General features: G+C 66.4%; 14 protein-coding genes. 6 read left to right on the forward strand and 8 right to left on the reverse strand.

Annotation, left to right across the window (positions count from 1 at the left end):
- Positions 1–1,128: 1,128 nt before the first annotated feature.
- A complete protein-coding gene (gene feoB / locus GT613_RS11445) occupies positions 1,129–3,705 on the forward strand; it encodes a ferrous iron transport protein B (protein WP_009608750.1) in 2,577 nt (858 codons plus the stop codon).
- Here feoB and GT613_RS11450 read toward each other — a convergent pair.
- On the reverse strand, positions 3,702–4,610 hold the full coding sequence (locus tag GT613_RS11450; protein WP_009305024.1) for an NAD(P)/FAD-dependent oxidoreductase: 909 nt from the start codon (positions 4,608–4,610) through the stop codon (positions 3,702–3,704). The two genes, feoB and GT613_RS11450, sit on opposite strands and share 4 nt — an antisense overlap.
- Positions 4,611–4,754: 144 nt before the next feature.
- Positions 4,755–5,921 (reverse strand): MFS transporter, encoded by a 1,167-nt coding sequence (locus GT613_RS11455; protein WP_009305023.1) that lies wholly within the window; start codon positions 5,919–5,921, stop codon positions 4,755–4,757.
- Positions 5,922–6,228: 307 nt separating this feature from the next.
- Here GT613_RS11455 and ahpC point away from each other — a divergent pair, with 307 nt between their 5' ends.
- A complete protein-coding gene (gene ahpC / locus GT613_RS11460) occupies positions 6,229–6,792 on the forward strand; it encodes an alkyl hydroperoxide reductase subunit C (protein ID WP_009305022.1) in 564 nt (187 codons plus the stop codon).
- An 86-nt stretch (positions 6,793–6,878) separates the two neighbouring features.
- Here the strand turns inward: ahpC and GT613_RS11465 are convergent, their stop codons facing one another.
- From GT613_RS11465 to GT613_RS11485, 5 genes are all read right to left on the reverse strand, one after another.
- Positions 6,879–7,535, reverse strand: coding sequence for a DUF6320 domain-containing protein (locus GT613_RS11465; RefSeq protein WP_009305021.1), 657 nt, complete (start codon positions 7,533–7,535; stop codon positions 6,879–6,881).
- A complete protein-coding gene (locus tag GT613_RS11470; protein WP_009305020.1) occupies positions 7,532–8,914 on the reverse strand; it encodes a hypothetical protein in 1,383 nt (460 codons plus the stop codon). The genes GT613_RS11465 and GT613_RS11470 overlap by 4 nt, the downstream gene beginning before the upstream one ends.
- Positions 8,887–9,909, reverse strand: coding sequence for an alpha/beta hydrolase (locus GT613_RS11475; protein ID WP_009608742.1), 1,023 nt, complete (start codon positions 9,907–9,909; stop codon positions 8,887–8,889). Before GT613_RS11475 ends, GT613_RS11470 begins: the two co-directional genes overlap by 28 nt.
- A 115-nt stretch (positions 9,910–10,024) precedes the next feature.
- Positions 10,025–11,053: an LCP family protein gene (locus GT613_RS11480; RefSeq protein WP_009305018.1), complete on the reverse strand. Its 1,029-nt coding sequence runs from the start codon at positions 11,051–11,053 to the stop codon at positions 10,025–10,027.
- Between the two features lie 114 nt (positions 11,054–11,167).
- Complete coding sequence (locus GT613_RS11485) at positions 11,168–11,638, reverse strand: C-GCAxxG-C-C family protein (protein WP_009305017.1); 471 nt, start codon at positions 11,636–11,638, stop codon at positions 11,168–11,170.
- 122 nt (positions 11,639–11,760) lie between these two features.
- Between GT613_RS11485 and GT613_RS11490 the strand changes: the two genes are divergently transcribed.
- From GT613_RS11490 to GT613_RS11505, 4 genes are all read left to right on the forward strand, one after another.
- Positions 11,761–12,474: a response regulator transcription factor gene (locus tag GT613_RS11490; RefSeq protein ID WP_009305016.1), complete on the forward strand. Its 714-nt coding sequence runs from the start codon at positions 11,761–11,763 to the stop codon at positions 12,472–12,474.
- 109 nt (positions 12,475–12,583) lie between these two features.
- Positions 12,584–13,504 carry an ABC transporter ATP-binding protein gene (locus GT613_RS11495; protein WP_009305015.1) on the forward strand — a complete coding sequence of 307 codons (921 nt, stop codon included), beginning with the start codon at positions 12,584–12,586 and terminating at the stop codon, positions 13,502–13,504.
- Positions 13,501–14,274 (forward strand): ABC transporter permease, encoded by a 774-nt coding sequence (locus GT613_RS11500; RefSeq protein ID WP_009305014.1) that lies wholly within the window; start codon positions 13,501–13,503, stop codon positions 14,272–14,274. Before GT613_RS11495 ends, GT613_RS11500 begins: the two co-directional genes overlap by 4 nt.
- 25 nt (positions 14,275–14,299) lie before the next feature.
- Entirely contained in the window at positions 14,300–15,229 is a 930-nt protein-coding gene (locus tag GT613_RS11505) for a sensor histidine kinase KdpD (protein ID WP_009305013.1), read from the forward strand.
- 128 nt (positions 15,230–15,357) lie between these two features.
- On the opposite strand, the gene GT613_RS11510 is transcribed toward GT613_RS11505, so the two are convergent.
- The gene (locus GT613_RS11510) at positions 15,358–17,055 is read right to left on the reverse strand and encodes an FAD-dependent oxidoreductase (RefSeq protein WP_009305012.1); all 1,698 of its coding nucleotides are present in this window, start codon (positions 17,053–17,055) and stop codon (positions 15,358–15,360) included.
- Between the last annotated feature and the right edge of the window lie 31 nt (positions 17,056–17,086).

Consider the following 17,086-nt stretch of genomic DNA (forward strand, 5'->3'; position numbering starts at 1 on the left):
GCTGTGCCGCGCCGCAGGTTGCAAGTCGTCGATCCAGGTGACGACAGGGAAGGGCCGCGTCCGAGAGGGGCGCGGCCCTTTTTTCGTGCGCGCCGGGCGGCCCCGTGGGGCGGGGCGGCGTTCGGCGGCGGAGGGCGCGGTCGGCTGAGATGTGAAGGAAATGTATGCCTTGGCTAACTCGTATTGCGTCGTGACGATTGTTAGCTTAATATAACTTCCATCGAAAGCGAAGCGATCGAGCGAGCGGATCCCAAGCGGATAAGCTGTGGTTCCTCGATCATTGCAAGGCTTTCGATCACGATTCTGCTTACCCGGCGGCGGAAGCTCCTCTCGTCTGGCTATCCGTCGCGCTTGCAAGCGGAGGGAACCCCCTTTCCCTCCGCTTTTTCATTTGGCGCGAAGAAGCGCTGCGAGCGAGCCCCCCCCTCAGCCAGTCTCGGCGAGCACCGGCCCGTCCTGTCGTCCCGCCCGCAGGATGTAGGGTTCAGGTTGTCATCCTGAGCGCAGGCCGTAGGCCGGAGTCGAAGGATCCCGTGCGGCGTCAGCCGGAGGGTTTTCCTGCCGGCGCCAGCTGCGCGTCTCCGCTGCAAGGCTTCTGCCATCGAAAAGGCCCGAAAACCATCAAGTCCCCGACTTATGCGCACTTCTGCCACACCTATTCCCGCGTTTCGCGCGCTTTTGCGGGGCCGAGTTTGGCCACGCGGGATGAAGGGGTGGAGAAACGCCTGTTCAGAGGGCTGCACGGTTTTCTAAGCGTCCGCAGCGGCGAATCCAGGCTTCCTGCCATGTGCGCATAACTCGCCTACATTGTCGTTTTGCCCCCTTTTCATGGCAGAGGTGCGCATAAGTCGGGAACTTCGCCGAAGCGGTCGGGCAGTGGGGCGCCGAGACGGCTTCGACGTGCGCTCAAGATGGCGAAGAGCATGCTGCCGGTCGATCCAACGCGAATGTTCTACCTGAAATATCGCCGGGAAGCTGCACGTGCCCGGCGGTTCGGTGCGTCAATCGTTCACCATGGGAAACTTTTTCGTGCGTCACGGGTTGTTTCGCGGTACCATGTGCTTCGGACTGTAAGCGAGCAAAGCGGCAGGGCGAGGGGGTTGCCCGGCCGTTGCGAGGAGACGGGCGTTGACAACTCTGAACGATCTTCCCATCGGGAAAACCGCGACCGTGGCCGCCGTGGGCGGCGAGGGGTCGCTTCGACAGCACTTCCTGGACATGGGCATCATCCCGCTGGTCGACGTGACCATGGTGAAGCATGCCCCTATGGGCGACCCGCTGGAGGTGCGCATCCATAGCTACGAGCTAACGCTCAGGCGCGACGATGCGCGCAAGATCGAGATCGTCGACATGCGCGACGCGGCCGACGCGCAGGAGAGCCGCCCGCTCGGCAAGCCCGTCCCGCATCCCGGCCTCGGCGAGGGCGGCAAGTTCCATGACCGCTCCGAGGAGAACCCCCTGCCCGAGGGCACGCCGCTCGCGTTCGCGCTCGTGGGCAACCAGAACTGCGGCAAGACCACGCTGTTCAACCAGCTGACCGGGTCGAACCAGCACGTGGGCAACTTCCCCGGCGTCACGGTGGACCGCAAGGACGGCTGCATCAAGGGGCATCCCGAGGCATGCGTCACCGACTTGCCGGGCATCTACTCCATGTCGCCGTACTCCAGCGAAGAGGTGGTCACCCGCCGCTTCCTGCTGGACGAGAAGCCGCGCGGCATCATCAACATCGTGGACGCCACGAACGTGGAGCGCAACCTGTACCTGACGATGCAGCTCATGGAGCTGGGAATGCCCATGGTGCTGGCGCTCAACATGATGGACGAGGTGGAGGGCAACGGCGGCACCATCGACGTGAACGAGATGGAGAAGCTGCTGGGCATCCCCGTCGTTCCCATCTCGGCGTCCAAGAACGAGGGCATCGGCGAGCTGGTGGACCACGCGCTGCACGTGGCGCGGTTCCAGGAGCCGCCCGTGCGCCAGGACTTCTGCGCACCCGATGAGCACGACGGCGCCGTGCACCGGTGCCTGCACGGCATCATGGCGCTCATCGAGGACCATGCCGAGCGCGCGGGAATCCCGCCGCGGTTCGCCGCGAGCAAGCTGGCCGAGGGCGACCGATTGGTGCTGGAGCGGCTCGACCTCGACCAGAACGAGAAGGACGCGCTCGAGCACATCATCAGCCAGATGGAGGCCGAGCGCGGGCTCGACCGTTCGGCGGCCATCGCCGACATGCGGTTCGGCTTCATCGGGCGGGTGTGCGAGCGGACGGTGGTGAAGCCCGGCGAGAGTCGCGAGCATGCGCGCAGCACGGCCATCGACAAGCTGCTGACCGGCCCGTTCACGGCCATCCCCGCGTTCGTCGCCATCATGGCGCTGGTGTTCTGGCTCACGTTCAACGTGGTGGGGGCGTGGCTGTCCGAGCTGCTGGACGCGGGCATCTCCGCGCTCACGGACGTGGTGGCGTCGGGGCTTGCGGCGGCGCACGTGAACGAGGTGCTGCAGTCGCTCGTCATCGACGGTGTGTTCAACGGCGTGGGCAGCGTGCTCAGCTTCCTGCCCACCATCGTCACCCTGTTCTTCTTCCTGTCGCTTTTGGAGGACTCCGGCTACATGGCGCGCGTGGCGTTCGTGATGGACAAGCTGCTGCGGCGCATCGGGTTGTCGGGACGCAGCATCGTTCCCATGCTGGTGGGCTTCGGCTGCACGGTGCCGGCGGTCATGGCCAGCCGCACGCTGCCGTCCGAGCGCGACCGCAAGATGACCATCATGTTGACGCCGTTCATGAGCTGCTCGGCGAAGCTTCCCATCTACGCGTTCTTCACGGCGGCGTTCTTCCCGGCCAATGGCGCGGCGGTGATGGTGGGGCTGTACTTCGGCGGCATCGCGGTAGGTGTGCTGGCGGCGCTGCTCATGCGGTCGACGATGTTCTCGGGCGAGGCGGTGCCGTTCGTCATGGAGCTGCCGAACTACCGCATGCCCAGCGCGCGCAACGTGGCGCAGATGCTGTGGGAGAAGGCGAAGGACTTCCTGGAGCGGGCGTTCACCATCATCTTCTTGGCAACGATCGTCATCTGGTTCTTGCAGACGTTCGACTTCGGGCTGAACGTGGTGGCGGACTCGCAGGACAGCATGCTGGCCGTGGTGGCCGGCTGGATCGCGCCCGTGTTCGCGCCGCTGGGCTTCGACGACTGGCGCATCTCGACGGCGCTCGTGACGGGCGTGATGGCGAAGGAGAGCGTCGTGTCCACGTTGTCGGTGCTGTTCGGCAGCACGGCCAGCCTGGTGGCGGCCATCACGCCGCTGGCGGCGCTGGGTTTGCTGGTGTTCTGCCTGCTGTACACGCCGTGCGTGGCGGCCATCGCGTCGGTGAGGCGCGAGCTGGGCGGGAGATGGGCGCTGGGCATGGTGTTCGGGCAGCTGGCCGTGGCCTGGGCGGCGGCGTTCGCGGTGCGCGGCGTGGGCCTTGCGCTGGAGGACGGCGTGGCGGGCGCGGGCACGCTCGCGCTGGGCGCGGCCGTCGCGGTCCTCGTGGCGCTCGCGGTTCGGCGCATAGCGCGCAAGCGGCGCGAAGGCGGTGCGGTGTCGGGGTGCGGCGGGTCGTGCGACGGCTGCGCGGGCTGCGGCGCCATGCCGGAGGCGCCTGTCGACCGTGCCTTCGAAGGCACGCCGGAACCCGAGGAGCCTTCGGAGGCGAGCGTGCGCTAGAGGGTTGCGGCGTTGACGGCGGCGATGGCGCCGTCGGAAACGGCGGTGGCTACCTGGCGCAGCTGCTTCGCGCGGATATCGCCCGCCGCGTACACGCCCGAGATGCTCGTCTCCATGCGTTCGTTCGTGGGAATGAAACCGTTCTCGAGGCGCAGCTCTCCGGCGTAGAGGGCGGTGTTGGGCTCCGACCCGGCATAGACGAACACGCCGCAGCCGTCGTCCTCTACCGTGCGCGTTCGGCCGTCCGCCAACGACACGAGGTCGAGCGCTTCCACGCGGTCCGCGCCGTGCAGCGCTCCCACGCGCGTGGCCGGAACCACTTGGATGTTCGGCGTTGCCGCCGTCTTGCGGCGGAATTCCGCGATGCAGGCGAGTTCGTCTTCCACGCAGACGATGGACACCTGTCGGGCGAACCGGGCCAGGTAGAGAGCTTCCTTCACGGCTCCGTCGGCTCCGCCGATCACGTAAACGCTTTTGCCTTCGTACGTCGTCGCATCGCGTGCCGCGTTCAGCCCGCAGCCCTTGCCCTGCAGCTCGGCCTCGCCGGGCACGCCCAGCTTGCGCGGCGTGCTGCCGTTCGCGAGGACGACGCGTGGAGCTCGGTAAGATTCCGTGCCGGTGAACACCGTCTTAGTCTCTCCGGCAAGGGCGGCGCGCTCCACCTGGTCGTAGACGATCTCGATGCCGGCTTCCAACGCCTGGGCTTCGAGGCGGCGGGCGAAGGTGGCGCCCGTCTCGTCGTCGAGGATGCCGGCGTAGTGGGTGACGGTGGACACGCCGCCGATGATGCCGCCCACGGCCTTTTGCTCCAGGATGAGGGTTTCGAGCCCGCGGCTTGCGGCGTAGATGCCTGCGCTCACGCCGGCAGGGCCGGCGCCTACGATGACGATGTCGTACTCTTTCATGGCGTTCCTTTCGAAGATCGTCTTTCGCCGCTATTGTAGTCCTGCTCGCGGGGCGCGGTAACCGTCCGCTTGCTTATGCCCGGATAAGCAAGCGTTATGGCTGTCTTCGGGAAGCACCCTCCTTGGCGAAGCATCCGATCGGCGTCATCGGGTCGAAGGGCGGTAGCGGCGTTCGAACCTGGTGAAGAACACGGCAAGCAACACGACGGCGGCGAGCGAGCAGGGGACGCCCGCCAGGCTCGGCCAGGCATAGGACGCGCCCGCGTTGAGCACGGTTTGGCCGATCATGGCGCCGAACGCATTGCCCAGATTGAAGGCCACCTGCACGCAGGCCGAGCCGATCATCTCGCCGCCGCCGCGGCCTACCTTCACCATGAGCAGCTGCTGGGGGCTGGACACGAAGAACATGCCGAACGCGCACAGGAACATGAGCGCCGCCGCGGTGGCCGGCGTGCCCGAGAACAGGAAGATGAGCAGCAGCGCAGCGCAGCCGATGGCCTGGCCGGCCGCCGCCATCTTTCCGGGCGACGTGCGGTCGGTGAGGCGTCCGCCCACGAGCGACCCGGCCACCATGCCGAACCCAGCCAGCACGAGCAGTGCGGGCAGCGCGTCGGCCGGAAAGCCGCCAATGTCGGTCAGCCACGGCGAGACGTAGCTCCACCAGCAGAAGATGCCGGTGTTGCCCAATAACACCGCGCCGATGACCAGCCACGGACCCGGCTTCTTCAGGAAGCGGAACTGGCCGGCCAACCCCGCGTCGGGGATGGGGCGTACGGCGGGCACGAAGCGCGCGATCAGCAAAAGCGAGCCGACGGCCCATACGGCGACGAACAAAAACGTCGCGCGCCACGACAAAAGGGCTGCCAGCAGCGTGCCGCCGGGCACGCCGACCATGTTCGCCACGGTCTGTCCCAGCACCATGATGGACACGGCTTGGCCTTCGCGGCCGGGGTCGGCCAGCTCGCGCGCCACGATGGTGGCGGTGCCGAAGAACGCGCCGTGCGGCAGTCCCGACACGAAGCGCGCCGCAACCAGCGCTTCGGCGCTCGGCGCGCAGGCGGCCGCGGCGTTGCCGACGGCCACGAGCGCGACGAACCCCAGCAGCAGCCGTTTCGGCGGCACGCGCCGTCCGAACACGAGGAACAGAGTGCCCGCACACACGCCCAACGCGTAGGCGGAGATGAAATCGCCGGCATCGGGCACGCTGACGCGCAACCCCGTAGCCGTCGCGGGCAGGATGCCCATCATCACGAATTCGGCGAACCCGAGCGCGAACGATCCGGTGGCAAGGGCGAGCAGGCTTTTCTTCATAGGATGGATGGTTCCTTCGGGACGGGGAGTATCGGATTGCGGCGAGAGGAGCGCTCTTTGCCGCGCGGGTTTCTCGCGAAGCCGGCTTAGTATGCCATCGCCGCGCTTCGGGCGGGCGAAACTTGTCGAGAATATGACAAACCTTCCATCGGACGGCCTCGGAGAGCCGGCGTGCTTTTGGAGATTGTCCGGAGACGTTAGAATACGATAGCTTGTGAGTAGCAATTATGAGAAAGTTCGCTTTGGATAACAACTTGGCGAAGACGGATCCCGCCGGAAGCGTCTTCAAGAGATAGGAGCAGCAACCATGTCCATGATCAACAAGGAAATCGACGACTTCACCGTCCAGGCGTTCCATAACGACGACTTCGAAACGGTGACGAAGGACGACGTGCTGGGGAAGTGGAGCGTGTTCTTCTTCTACCCGGCCGACTTCACGTTCGTGTGCCCGACGGAGCTGGAAGACCTCGGCGCGCTGTACGACAAGTTCCAGGAGGCGAACTGCGAGATCTACGCGGTGTCGTGCGATACGCATTTCGCGCACAAGGCCTGGCACGACGCGTCCGAGAACATCAAAAACCTGCCGTATCCGATGCTGGCCGACCCCACGCACAAGCTGGCCGACATCTTCGACGTGTACATCGAGGAGGAGGGTGTGGCCGAGCGCGGCAGCTTCATCGTGAATCCTGAGGGCAAGATCGTGTGCTACGAGGTGAACGCCGGCAACATCGGCCGTAACGCCGCCGAGTTGCTGCGCCGCGTGCAGGCCAGCCAGTTCGTGGCCGAGCACGGCGACTCCGTGTGCCCCGCGCGCTGGGTGCCGGGCTCCGAGGTGCTCCATCCGGGCATCGACCTGGTGGGCAAGCTGTAAGCCTGCATCGGCCGCGCATCATTGCTCGAGCGGAACCGATCGGCGCCCGATCCCCTGCGGGGTCGGGCGTTTTCGCGCTAGCGTCCCTACGCCGAGAACAGCTTGCGGATTTCGGCTGTCAGCTGCTTGCGCGCGAATACCACCAGCCCTAGCAGGAACACGCTGGCGGTGAGCGCGCTCACGAGCGAAGGGACGTCCCACGTAGTGAGCCCCAGCGCCTGCAGCGCCAGCGGGATGAGGCCCAGCCCCACGTCGAACAGCAGGTACTTCGCGTAGCCCGAGACGAACGTGCCGCGGAACACCGCCAGCAGCACGCCGTCGAACACGAGCGCCACCAGGCAGATGCCGGGTATGACGAAGGTGGTGACCACCGGGTTGCGCGAAACGAGGAACCAGATGGCGGCGATGGCCAGCAGCACGAGGAAGTAGCGCGCCACGACGCGCAGGAAGTCGGGCGTGTGCGTGAGGATGTTGCGCACGAACAGGTAGTTCACCACGAGGCCGACGCAGACTGTGACCACGATGTCGCCCGGAAGCTGGAGCAGATGACCCAAGAACAGCATCACCAGCAAGCACGCCCCCGTGGCGAACGCCAGCACCGCCAGCGCGATGGCGCCCGACTTGCGCACCTCGTTGCGCGGGAACACCGCGGGCGACGCGTCGCCCGAAAGCTCGGCTTGGCACAACGGGCACCGGTCGAGGTCGCCCGAGAACTGCACGCCGCATTTCTCGCATCGTTTCATCGGCCGTCGTCCTCCCTCGCGTCCGTCTCGTTGTGCGCCGGCGCCTCGCTCTTCGCGCTCGCGCCTTCGCGTGCGGGGGTTTGCCCTCCCCAGCGCTTCACCGAGGCCTCGATCTTGGCTTCAAGACGGTCTTCCGCCACCTCTTCTTTTGTCTTGTTGATGTTGATGCGCCCCTCGATGCCTTGGCAGGAGAAGAACCTGCAGATGTTCTTGATGACGTCCGGGTTCGAGTACACCGTGGAGATGCCGATGCTCAGATCGTCGCCGAACGCGCACATCAGGAAGTTCAGGCTGGTGGTCGAGGTCAGGATGTTGACGTCGCGGATATAGGGGGCCAGGCGTTCGTCGATGCGGATGGGGCCGAGGTTCGACATGGTGGTGGTCACGTCGCGCGCGGCCAGGCGGTTCGCCAGCCCTAGGATGAAGTCCTTCGCGAACAGCGGCGCCAGGCGCAGAAGCGGGTTCTTCTCCAGCGCGATCATGCGGTTCATGCGGCTCTTGAGCTCTTCGGCCTGCGTGGCGGTTTTCAGCTGATCCTGCACGATGCGGGCGACCGTCTCCACCGGCTCGTCCTCGTCGCCGGGCACGTAGGATACGAACGCCAGCCCGAAGAAGTTCTTGACGGTGGTGGATTTGAAGAACTGGCGCAGGTCGACCGGCACGTCCATGCGGATGGCGCGGCTGCGGTCGCGGCGCGGCATCTCGGCACGGATGGCGCACATGATGACGGCGATCACGAGCGCGGTCACGCCTACGTCCCAGCTGCGCGCCAGGGCGAGCACGCGCTTCGCGGGGAGGTGGTACTCGAAGAACGTGGGATCGGCCTCGTCGCGCCAGCCTTTCAGCCGGTATACCTTCGGTGCCCGCGTTGCGGCGGCTTTGTCGCGTTCGAAGTATTTGTCGAAGCTGTTCTCGGACTTCTGGTGGTCTGAGCCGTCGTATTCTGCGGGCACGCCCTCCACGCCGTAGCGCTCCTCGATGTAGGCGTGCAGCAGCGCCTTGAAGAAGCTGAGCGAGCCCCGCCCGTCGGACACGATGTGCGACACCTCGAGGTTGATGCGCGCGGCGTGGTAGCTGACGCGGAACAGCACGCTTTTCGCGTGGACGTGCAGTCCGTAGCAGATGGGGAGGTTCTCCTGCTGCACGACGGGGACCTGGGCGGACTGTTCAAGGTAGTGCCAGAACATGCCGCTGCGCAGGCAGACGTTGAAGTTGGGGAAGACGCCTGCCGTCTTCTCGAGGGCATGCTGCAGCGCAGCGGGATCCACGTCGTCTTGCATGGTGGCTGCGTAGCGGAACACCGTCTGGGCCGAGCTGCCCGCCTGGGACGAGTAGAACTTGCCGACGTTGTCTAGTCGGTACCAAGTATCCCGAGCCATGCGGGTTCACCCTCCTGCGTGAGATCGTCGCCGTCCAAGAAATGCTTGATGATGCGGTACGTGTCCTTGACCAGGCTGAGCACCGACGGATACAGAAGGTAGCCGTGCACGGCGTCGAGCATGCGGTAGCACTGCACCTCCTGGTCGCCTTCCAGCTCCAACCGCGCCGCGTACGCTTCTCCCTCGTCGCGCAACGGGCAGTACTCGGCGCTGATGACCAGCGTGCGCGGTTGCCGCGACAGGTCGGGGTCGAGCAGCGGCGCGAAGTAGGGGTCGTCGAAATCGGCGGGCGCCGAGCGGTACAGGTCCATGTAGCCCTCGATGTCGCGCCAGGTGAGCAGGTAGTCCTCGCCGTTCTCGCGCACCGAGTCGAACCACGACGTGAACGGGTCGTGGTCGTTGTACGTGACGGGGTACAGCAGCATCTGCGTGCGCGGCTGGAAGTCGCCGCGGTCGCGCGCCATGAGCGACAGCACCGCCGCCAGGTTGCCGCCCGCGCTGTCGCCGAACAGCACCACGTTCTCGGGGTCGACATCCTCCAGCAGCGTGCCTGCGTACAGCTGGCGCGCCACCTCGTAGCAGTCCTCGGCCGCCTGAGGGAAGCGGTGTTCGGGTGCGCGCCGGTAGTCGACCGACACTACGCGTCGCTCCAGTTGGATGGCCATGGTGGTGCACGCGTCGATGTAGAAGTCAACCGTGCCGTTCACCCAGCCGCCGCCGTGGAAGAACAGGACGGTGCCGCGCGAGTCCTCGGATACCTTCAGCCCCTCGGCCAGCGAGAAGTCGAAGTCAAGCGGCGTGAACACGCGCAGCGGCACCTCGAAGCCGTCGGGCATCGTGGCGAAAGCCTCGTCGATGCGGCAGCGGGGGTTGGGCAGCACGAGCTTGGCGCTGACGTCCTCGGCGAGGCGCTGCGTTTTGTAGAACTCCCTGATGTCGGGCCGAAGCCGTGTTGCCGCCTTGAACGCGGCAAGAACCGCCTTGTTGATGGGCATGCATGCCGTCCTTTCTCTGAACCTCATCGTAGCATAAGCGAACCCTGCCGAGCAGGGCGTTACGCAAGGCTCATCCAGGTATCGGGCAGATGTTTTTATCTTGTCGAGAGGAGATTTACCCCAGGTCGATCACCGTGGTGACGCTGACGGGGGCTTCCGGGGATTCCGTCTCGGCGCTCCAGACGCTCACGGCGGGGGCTGGATCCTCGCCAGCGTCGACGGCCTTCATGACGGCTTTCCATTCCTCGCGGCTTTCGGGCACGAGCCATAGGCCGCCGGCTTCCTCCAGGAAATCGCCGTAGTAGGGGCCGGTGGTGCTGTGCACGGTGATCTCGTCGCCGCTTGCCAGCTCGTCCGCCCAGGCCAGCTGGTCGTCGAGCGGCACGTTCGTTTCCACGAAGCCCTGCAGAAGCGTCAGCAGGGCGCCGGTCTGCGCAGGGTCGTCGTACGCCAGCTCGATGAACCGCGTCATCATCTGGCGATCCACCACCTGTCGGATCATCTCCTGCTGGTAGCCGGTGTCGCTGTAGCCGGTGCGCGCACGTGACAGCGCCATGGCGCGCCACGGCGTGAGCGTCTGCGGCCCGGCTTCGTACACCTCGTCGGGATGGTCCTTCGTGTAGAAGTTGTACGTCAGCCCGTAGGGCAGGTCCACGTCGAGGCCGCCGAAATGCTCCACGATGCTCTGCAGTCCGTCGAAGCCGACCACCACGTACTGCGAGACGTCCACGCCGACGACGTCGGACACGGCTTGGCACTGCGCTTCGGGACCGGCGTTGGTCAGCATCTGGTTGAGCTTCGCGGTGTTGCCGTCAGGGAAAACGTAGGCGGTATCGCGAGGCACGCTGACGAGCGTGATCAGGTGCTTCTCGAAATCGAGGCGCATGAGCATCATGAGGTCGGCGTGGCCCGGCGTGTACTCTTCCCAGGAGTCGTCGCCGATGACGAGGATGTACTCGGGGTCGGGCACCGGGGGCGCCGGCGTGTCGTTCACGACGAGCGGCTCCGGCTGCGCTTGCTGCGCCTTTTCTTGCGCGGGCGGAGCAGAGCAGGCGCCGAGGGCAGCTGCGAGCGCGATGGCGGCGAGGAGCGCGACCGTCCGGAGGGTCTTAGTCAACTTGACGTTGGAAGCGATGGGGGACATGTGGACCGCCTTCTTTCCGCGTGCGTTTCGTTTCGATCTCCTCCATGATACCGGATGGCCCGTTCGCCGAGCGCGCCGTTTCGTCGGACGACGCGAACCGCGTGCATCGTCCGGCTACGCGTCGAGCGGTTTGTCGGCGGGGAGGCCGGCCAGGGCGTCCGCAGCCAGCTGGAGCGCGTCGACGATGCAGCCGTCGCAGCTGCGCAGGGGCTGCTTGGTCTTGATCCCCTTGAGCTCGGGGCACAGGGTGGAGCCGTTTTGCTCGCGGAAATCGCTCACGAGCTTCCGCACGATGCGGTACGTCGCCTGTTTGCTGGTGCGGTCGTCTTGTCCGTTGCTGTTCGCCAGGCCGATGGCCATGGCGGCGCCCGATACGGCTCCGCAGGTTTCGGTGAGGCCGCCCATGCCGCCGCCCAGTCCCTCGGCAGCGCGGAAGCACAGCTCCTCGTCGGCGCCGATCAGCGGGGCGAGCGTGCAGGCGACCGCCTGGGCGCAGTTGTACTTCATGCCGTGCAGCTCCAGCGCGCGGCGACCGAGCGCTTCGCGGTCGAAGGGGCGTTGCGTGCAGGCGTTATCGGTGGTCATGAGTCGTTCCTTTCGTTCAGTCGCAGCTATGATAGCGCGTCGCGGGCTCTCCGTGGCCGTGCGGTTCCCTTTCGGGTATCCTGAAACGGTTACGGAAGGACGGCGCCGGAAGGGGCGAGGCTGTGGACGAGCGCACCATTCTCGTCGTAGAGGACGACGCGGATATCAACGCGCTGCTGGCGAAGATCGCGGCGCGCGAGGGATTCGGCTGTGTGCAGGCGTATTCGGGCACCGAAGCGCTGCTGCAGATGGAACGCGCGGCGTTCGATCTGGTTCTGCTCGACATGATGCTGCCGGGCATGGATGGGCCGACGTTGATGGCGTGCATGCGCGACGAGCTGGCCTCGCGCGTGCCGGTGATCGTGGTGTCGGCGAAGGCGGGCTCGGCCGACAAGGTGGGCATGCTCGCGGCCGGCGCGGACGACTACGTGACGAAGCCCTTCGACCCCGACGAGGTGGCCGCGCGCATTCATGCGGTGCTGCGCCGCGCTGCGGGAGCGAGCGCGGCTGCGGGCGCGGGCGGCGTCTGCCCCGACGACGAGGCGCTTGTCCATCGCGACCTGCGGCTGGACGTCGCGCGCCGCCGCGTGACGCTCGGGGATGCCGAGGTGGCGCTGACCGCGCACGAGTTCGACATCCTGCACGTGCTCATGCGTTCGCCCGACAAGGTGTTCTCGCGCGAGCTGCTGTACGAGCTGGTGTGGAAAAACGGCTATTACGGCGAGCAGAACGCCGTCAACGTGCATGTCAGCAACATCCGCAAGAAGCTGGCGGCGGCCGGAGGGGCGGGCGACTACATCAAAACCGTGTGGGGCATCGGCTTCAAGCTGGCATGATGCGGGCCTTTACGCTTTCCTTAACCTTTCTTGAGGACTTATTTCCAGGCTGCATCGTATCGTTTCCCCAAGACGACAAGGCAAGCGGAAGAAAGGGAGAAACGATTCCATGGACACGGTGATCGAGACGAGGGGGCTGACGAAACGCTACGGCGGGGACGTCTGCGCGCTGTACGACGCGGACGTGAGCGTCCGCCGCGGCGACATATTCGGCGTGGTGGGCGACAACGGCGCGGGCAAGACGACGCTGTTCAAGCTGCTGTGCGGGCTGGCGTTTCCCACGGAGGGCGAGGTGCGCCTGTTCGGCGCGCACGAGCCGCGCGAGTTGGAGCGCCAGCGCACGCGCATCGGCTCCATCATCGAGAGCCCCGGCTTCTATCCGGGTTTGAGCGTGGAGAAGAACCTGGAATGCTGCCGCATACGCAAGGGCGTGCCGGGCAAGGACGCGGTGGCGCGCGTGCTGGACACCGTGGGGCTGGCGTATGCGAAGGATCGGCGCTGCCGCACGCTGTCCCTGGGCATGAAGCAGCGTCTTGGTTTGGCGATGGCTCTTTTGGGCGAGCCGGAGGTGCTGATCCTCGACGAGCCCACGAACGGCCTCGACCCCAGCGGCATCGTGGAGATGCGCGCGTTCCTCCAAGGGCTCAACCGCGACAAGGGCATTACCATCGTGATATCGAGCCACCACTTGGCGGAGCTCGAGCAGATGGCCACGACCTACGCGTTCCTGAAACGGGGTTGCGTGGTGGAGCAGGTGAGCGCGCGCACGCTGCAAGAGCGGTGCGCCGACTACGTGGACATCGCCGTGTCGGATGCCGCGCGCTTCACCGCGCTGCTGGAGAAGGAGCTGCGTCATGAGCGCTACCTGGTGCTGCTGGACGGCACCGTGCGCATCTTCGACCCGGCGGCGGGCATCGAGGCGTACAGCGGCCTGGCCGCCCGAGCGGGCATGGACGTGTCCAAGCTGGAGCGCAGGAAGATGTCGCTCGAGCAGTACTATCTCGAGCTGAAGGAGAAGGGGGTCGCATGATGCTGAACTACATGAAGAGCGAACTCTACCGCATCGTGCACGGCCGGGAGCTGTACCTGTTCACCGGCGTGCCGTGCGCCATCGTGCTGGCATCGAGCGTATTGCTGTGGGCGATGGCGAGCACGCCCGACTTCCCCTACGCCACCGTGCGGTTCTCGCTCAGCAATCTGATCTCGATGCTGCCCTCGCTGTTTCTGCTGGCGGGGCTGCTCGTCTGGGTGCTGTTCGCCGACGATAGGAAGGACGGCACGTTCAAGAACGCCGTCGCGGACGGCTGCTCGCGACGCGATCTGTTCGTGGGCAAGTGCCTTGTGTCCACGGGGCTGGGGCTGGCCAGCATGACGGTGATCCTGGCGGTGTACGTGGGCAGCGCCGTGCTGCTGCTGGAGGGGCCCGCGGACGCGGTGTCCATCCTGCTCAAGGGCGTGGCGGCGGCGCTGCCGTTCACCGTCGCCTGCGTTGTGCTGGGCGTTGCGGTGTGCTCCGTGCTGCCGAAGACGAGCGCTGCGTTTCTGGTGTGGTTGGCCATCGTGGCCATCGTGCCTTCGGCGCTGCACGCGGTGGGAATGGTCGTGGAGCCGGTTGGCGCGCTGGCCAGCTGGTTGCCGTACAACTTCTTCTCCAACGAGGTGGCCATCAACCAGAGCGGCCTGGCCGAGTTTCTGTGGGACACGCCGGCGGGTTTGGCGAAGTGCCTGATCGCGGGGTTCGCAGGCGTAGCGGTGTTCGGCATCGCGGGTCTGTGGCGCGCAAGCAAGACGGAGCTGTAGGGGCGCGACGGGAAAGGATGCGGCAATGACGGCAGTCCTCGGGGCGGTGGCGGTTCTGGCGCTGGGATCGGCGGTGTTCTTCGCTGTGCGCTGTGCGCTGCTCAAGCGCTCGCTTTGGCGGGCGAACGGCGAGCTGGCCGAAATCGTGCGCGGCCTCGAGGACAACCGCATCGTGAAGCTGCCGCAGCCCGACAAAGACTTGGAGGCGCTGCTGGGCACCGTGAACCAGGCGCTTGCGGCCGTGCGCGAGCAGGGGGTTGCGTACGCGCGCCACGAGGCCGAGCTGAAGGCCCAGGTGGAATCCATCAGCCACGACCTCCGCACGCCGCTGACGGCTATCGTGGGGTACTTGGCGCTTCTGGATGAAGAGGGCATGGACGCCGATACGCGCGCGTCGCTTGCCACGGTGCGCCGCAAAGCCGACGCGCTGCAGCGGCTGATCGCGCAGTTCTACGAGCTGTCACAGGCACGCAACGAGGATGCGCCGCTGGCGTGCGAGCCGGTGGAGGCGGGCCGTTTGGTGCGCGAGTCGGTGGCGGGGCGCTACCGGCTGTTCGGGGAGCGCGGTTTGGAAGTGCGCCTGCGCGTGCCCGACCGGCCGGTTCGCGTGCGGGGCGACGAGGGCGCGCTGGAGCGGGTGGTGGAGAACCTCGTGCACAACGCCGGCAAGTACGCGCGCTCGACCTTCGACGTGGAGGTGGGGGAGGCCCTCGGCGGTCGCGTGACGGTGACGTTCGCGAACGATGTCGACGCGGCGTTCTCCTGCGAGGTCGATCGGCTGTTCGAGCCCTTCTACACCGCCGACGCGGCGCGCTCGGGCGAGCGGTCGGGCCTGGGGCTGGCCATCGCGCGCTCGCTGGTCGGGCAGATGGGCGGTACGCTGGACGCGTGCCTGGAACAGCGCGGAGGCGAGCGCTGGCTGTGCTTGCGGCTGGAGCTGGCGGCGATCGGCTGACAAGAGCCTCCGGTATCGGCGGGAACCCTGTGGGTCGCGAAACGACCGCGGCCGCCCCGGAGGACGGCCGCATCGAGAAGAAGGCGGAAGAGGGAGGGGTCCCGCCTTCGTGGGTCGGTCGCTCGCGCTTAGGCGAAGTCGAGCTCGCCGATGGTCGTGTCCTTGGCGCACGCTTCGCCGACCAGCTGGCCGAACGTCACGCAGCGGCCGTGGCTGACGCCGGGGCAGTGCACCGGGTAGTCCTTGCCGAAGAAGTCGCCCTGCACGTTGCCGATGGCGAACAGGCCGGGAATCGGCTCGTCCTCGGCGGTGAGCACCTGGGAGTCGGCGTTCACGTGGAGGCCGAAGGGGATGGTCAGCGTGGAGCACACGTTCTTCGTGGCGTAGAACGGCGCGGTCTTCACGGGCGCGAGCCACTGCGCGGGCACGTCGAAGTCGACGTCCTCGCCGGCCTCGGCCATGCTGTTGTAGCGCTCGACGGTGGCCTTGAACGTGTCGGCCGGGATGTCCAGCTGCTTGGCCAGGTCATCCAGCGTGTCGGCCTTGATCAGCTTGCCGTTGCCCAGCCACTTCTCCATGACGGCGTCCAGCCCGTCGGTGAAGCGATCGTAGCGCTCGGGCTGCTGCTGCATGATGTAGGTCTCGTAGTCCGAGTCGAAGATGGACCAGGCCACGTTGCCCGGGGTGTTCATGCGGGCGTTCGTCAGCATGGGCTCGAAGGGCATCTCGGCGCCGTAGCGCTCGCCGTTGGCGTTCACGGCAAGCCAGCTCATGATGAACGAGGTCAGGTTGAACTCGAGCGTGTCCAGCGTGAACTGGTGGATCATCGGGGCGGCTTCGCTCTTCGACATGGCCGCGCCGGCCCACATGCCCATGAGCAGGCCGTCGCCGTTGTTGAACCCGGCCGGCGCGTAGCAGTTGGAGTCCGAGCGGTTCGAGATGGGACAGAACGCGTCGACCATCTCCTGGTTGCCGCCGATGTCGCCCGTGGCCAGGATCACGCCCTTCTTGGCGTTGTACTGCACGTGCTTGCCGTCCTTCGTGGTGGCGACGACGCCGGTGATGCCGCTTGCCGCGTCGCCCACCAGCTGCTCGGCGCGCGCCTCGAACACGAACTCGGCGCCGTTGTCCACGGCGGAGTTGTACACGAGCTCGCCCAGCGTCACGTTGACCGGCTGGCCGTCATCGCGCATGTCGTACGTCTCGCCGCCGCGCACGAAGGAGACGGCATCGGGATAGACGCGCCAACGGTCGGACAACGTGGACCAGTTGCCGTACTTCGCGGTGCCGGACAGCGCGGGCACCATGCTCACGCCGTTCTTGGATCCCAGATCCTCGATGTAGTCGAACACCTCGCCGGAGCGCGACGCCCACACGTAGATGAGGTCGTAGTTCGTGGTCTGGTGCGACGCCTGGTGCAGGAATCGCGCAGCCACGCGCGGGTCGAGGTCGAAACCGTTCGATTTGTGGTACTTGCTGCCGATGTGCCCCACGTCCACGCCGCGCACGGAGAACGTGGTGTTGCGCTCGATGACCACCGTCTTCGCGCCGTTGCGGGCGGCGGCTTCGGCGGCGTTGATGCCCGCCAGACCCGCGCCTACGACCACCACGTCGAAGTCCTGCGTCTCGGCGATGTCGGCGATGGGCTCGGGCGCGACTTCCCACGTGTGCTTCGCGCCGGTCGTCTCGCCGCCCTTCGACGAGCTCTTGGCGTCGGATGCGTCGGACGGCGCAGCCGGGCTGCATGCCGGAAGCGCGACGGCGGCGGCTGCGGCGGCGCCGGTGACGAGCGCGCCCTTCAAGAAATTCCTGCGGTTGATATCCATCCAGATACCCCTTCCCTCGGGACCCTTCGCG

It is taken from the genome of Eggerthella sp. BIOML-A4 (assembly GCF_009875575.1).
Taxonomy (GTDB): domain Bacteria; phylum Actinomycetota; class Coriobacteriia; order Coriobacteriales; family Eggerthellaceae; genus Eggerthella; species Eggerthella lenta.

Bases quoted from the DNA above. Each gene is read 5' to 3' on its own strand.
- GT613_RS11505 (WP_009305013.1), top strand. From the start codon at position 14,300: ATGACGGCAGTCCTCGGGGCGGTGGCGGTTCTGGCGCTGGGATCGGCG.
- GT613_RS11455 (WP_009305023.1), bottom strand. From the start codon at position 5,921: ATGAAGAAAAGCCTGCTCGCCCTTGCCACCGGATCGTTCGCGCTCGGG.
- GT613_RS11470 (WP_009305020.1), bottom strand. From the start codon at position 8,914: ATGGCTCGGGATACTTGGTACCGACTAGACAACGTCGGCAAGTTCTAC.
- GT613_RS11510 (WP_009305012.1), bottom strand. From the start codon at position 17,055: ATGGATATCAACCGCAGGAATTTCTTGAAGGGCGCGCTCGTCACCGGC.
- ahpC (WP_009305022.1), top strand. From the start codon at position 6,229: ATGTCCATGATCAACAAGGAAATCGACGACTTCACCGTCCAGGCGTTC.
- GT613_RS11485 (WP_009305017.1), bottom strand. From the start codon at position 11,638: ATGACCACCGATAACGCCTGCACGCAACGCCCCTTCGACCGCGAAGCG.
- GT613_RS11475 (WP_009608742.1), bottom strand. From the start codon at position 9,909: ATGCCCATCAACAAGGCGGTTCTTGCCGCGTTCAAGGCGGCAACACGG.
- GT613_RS11500 (WP_009305014.1), top strand. From the start codon at position 13,501: ATGATGCTGAACTACATGAAGAGCGAACTCTACCGCATCGTGCACGGC.
- GT613_RS11495 (WP_009305015.1), top strand. From the start codon at position 12,584: ATGGACACGGTGATCGAGACGAGGGGGCTGACGAAACGCTACGGCGGG.
- GT613_RS11480 (WP_009305018.1), bottom strand. From the start codon at position 11,053: ATGTCCCCCATCGCTTCCAACGTCAAGTTGACTAAGACCCTCCGGACG.
- GT613_RS11465 (WP_009305021.1), bottom strand. From the start codon at position 7,535: ATGAAACGATGCGAGAAATGCGGCGTGCAGTTCTCGGGCGACCTCGAC.
- GT613_RS11450 (WP_009305024.1), bottom strand. From the start codon at position 4,610: ATGAAAGAGTACGACATCGTCATCGTAGGCGCCGGCCCTGCCGGCGTG.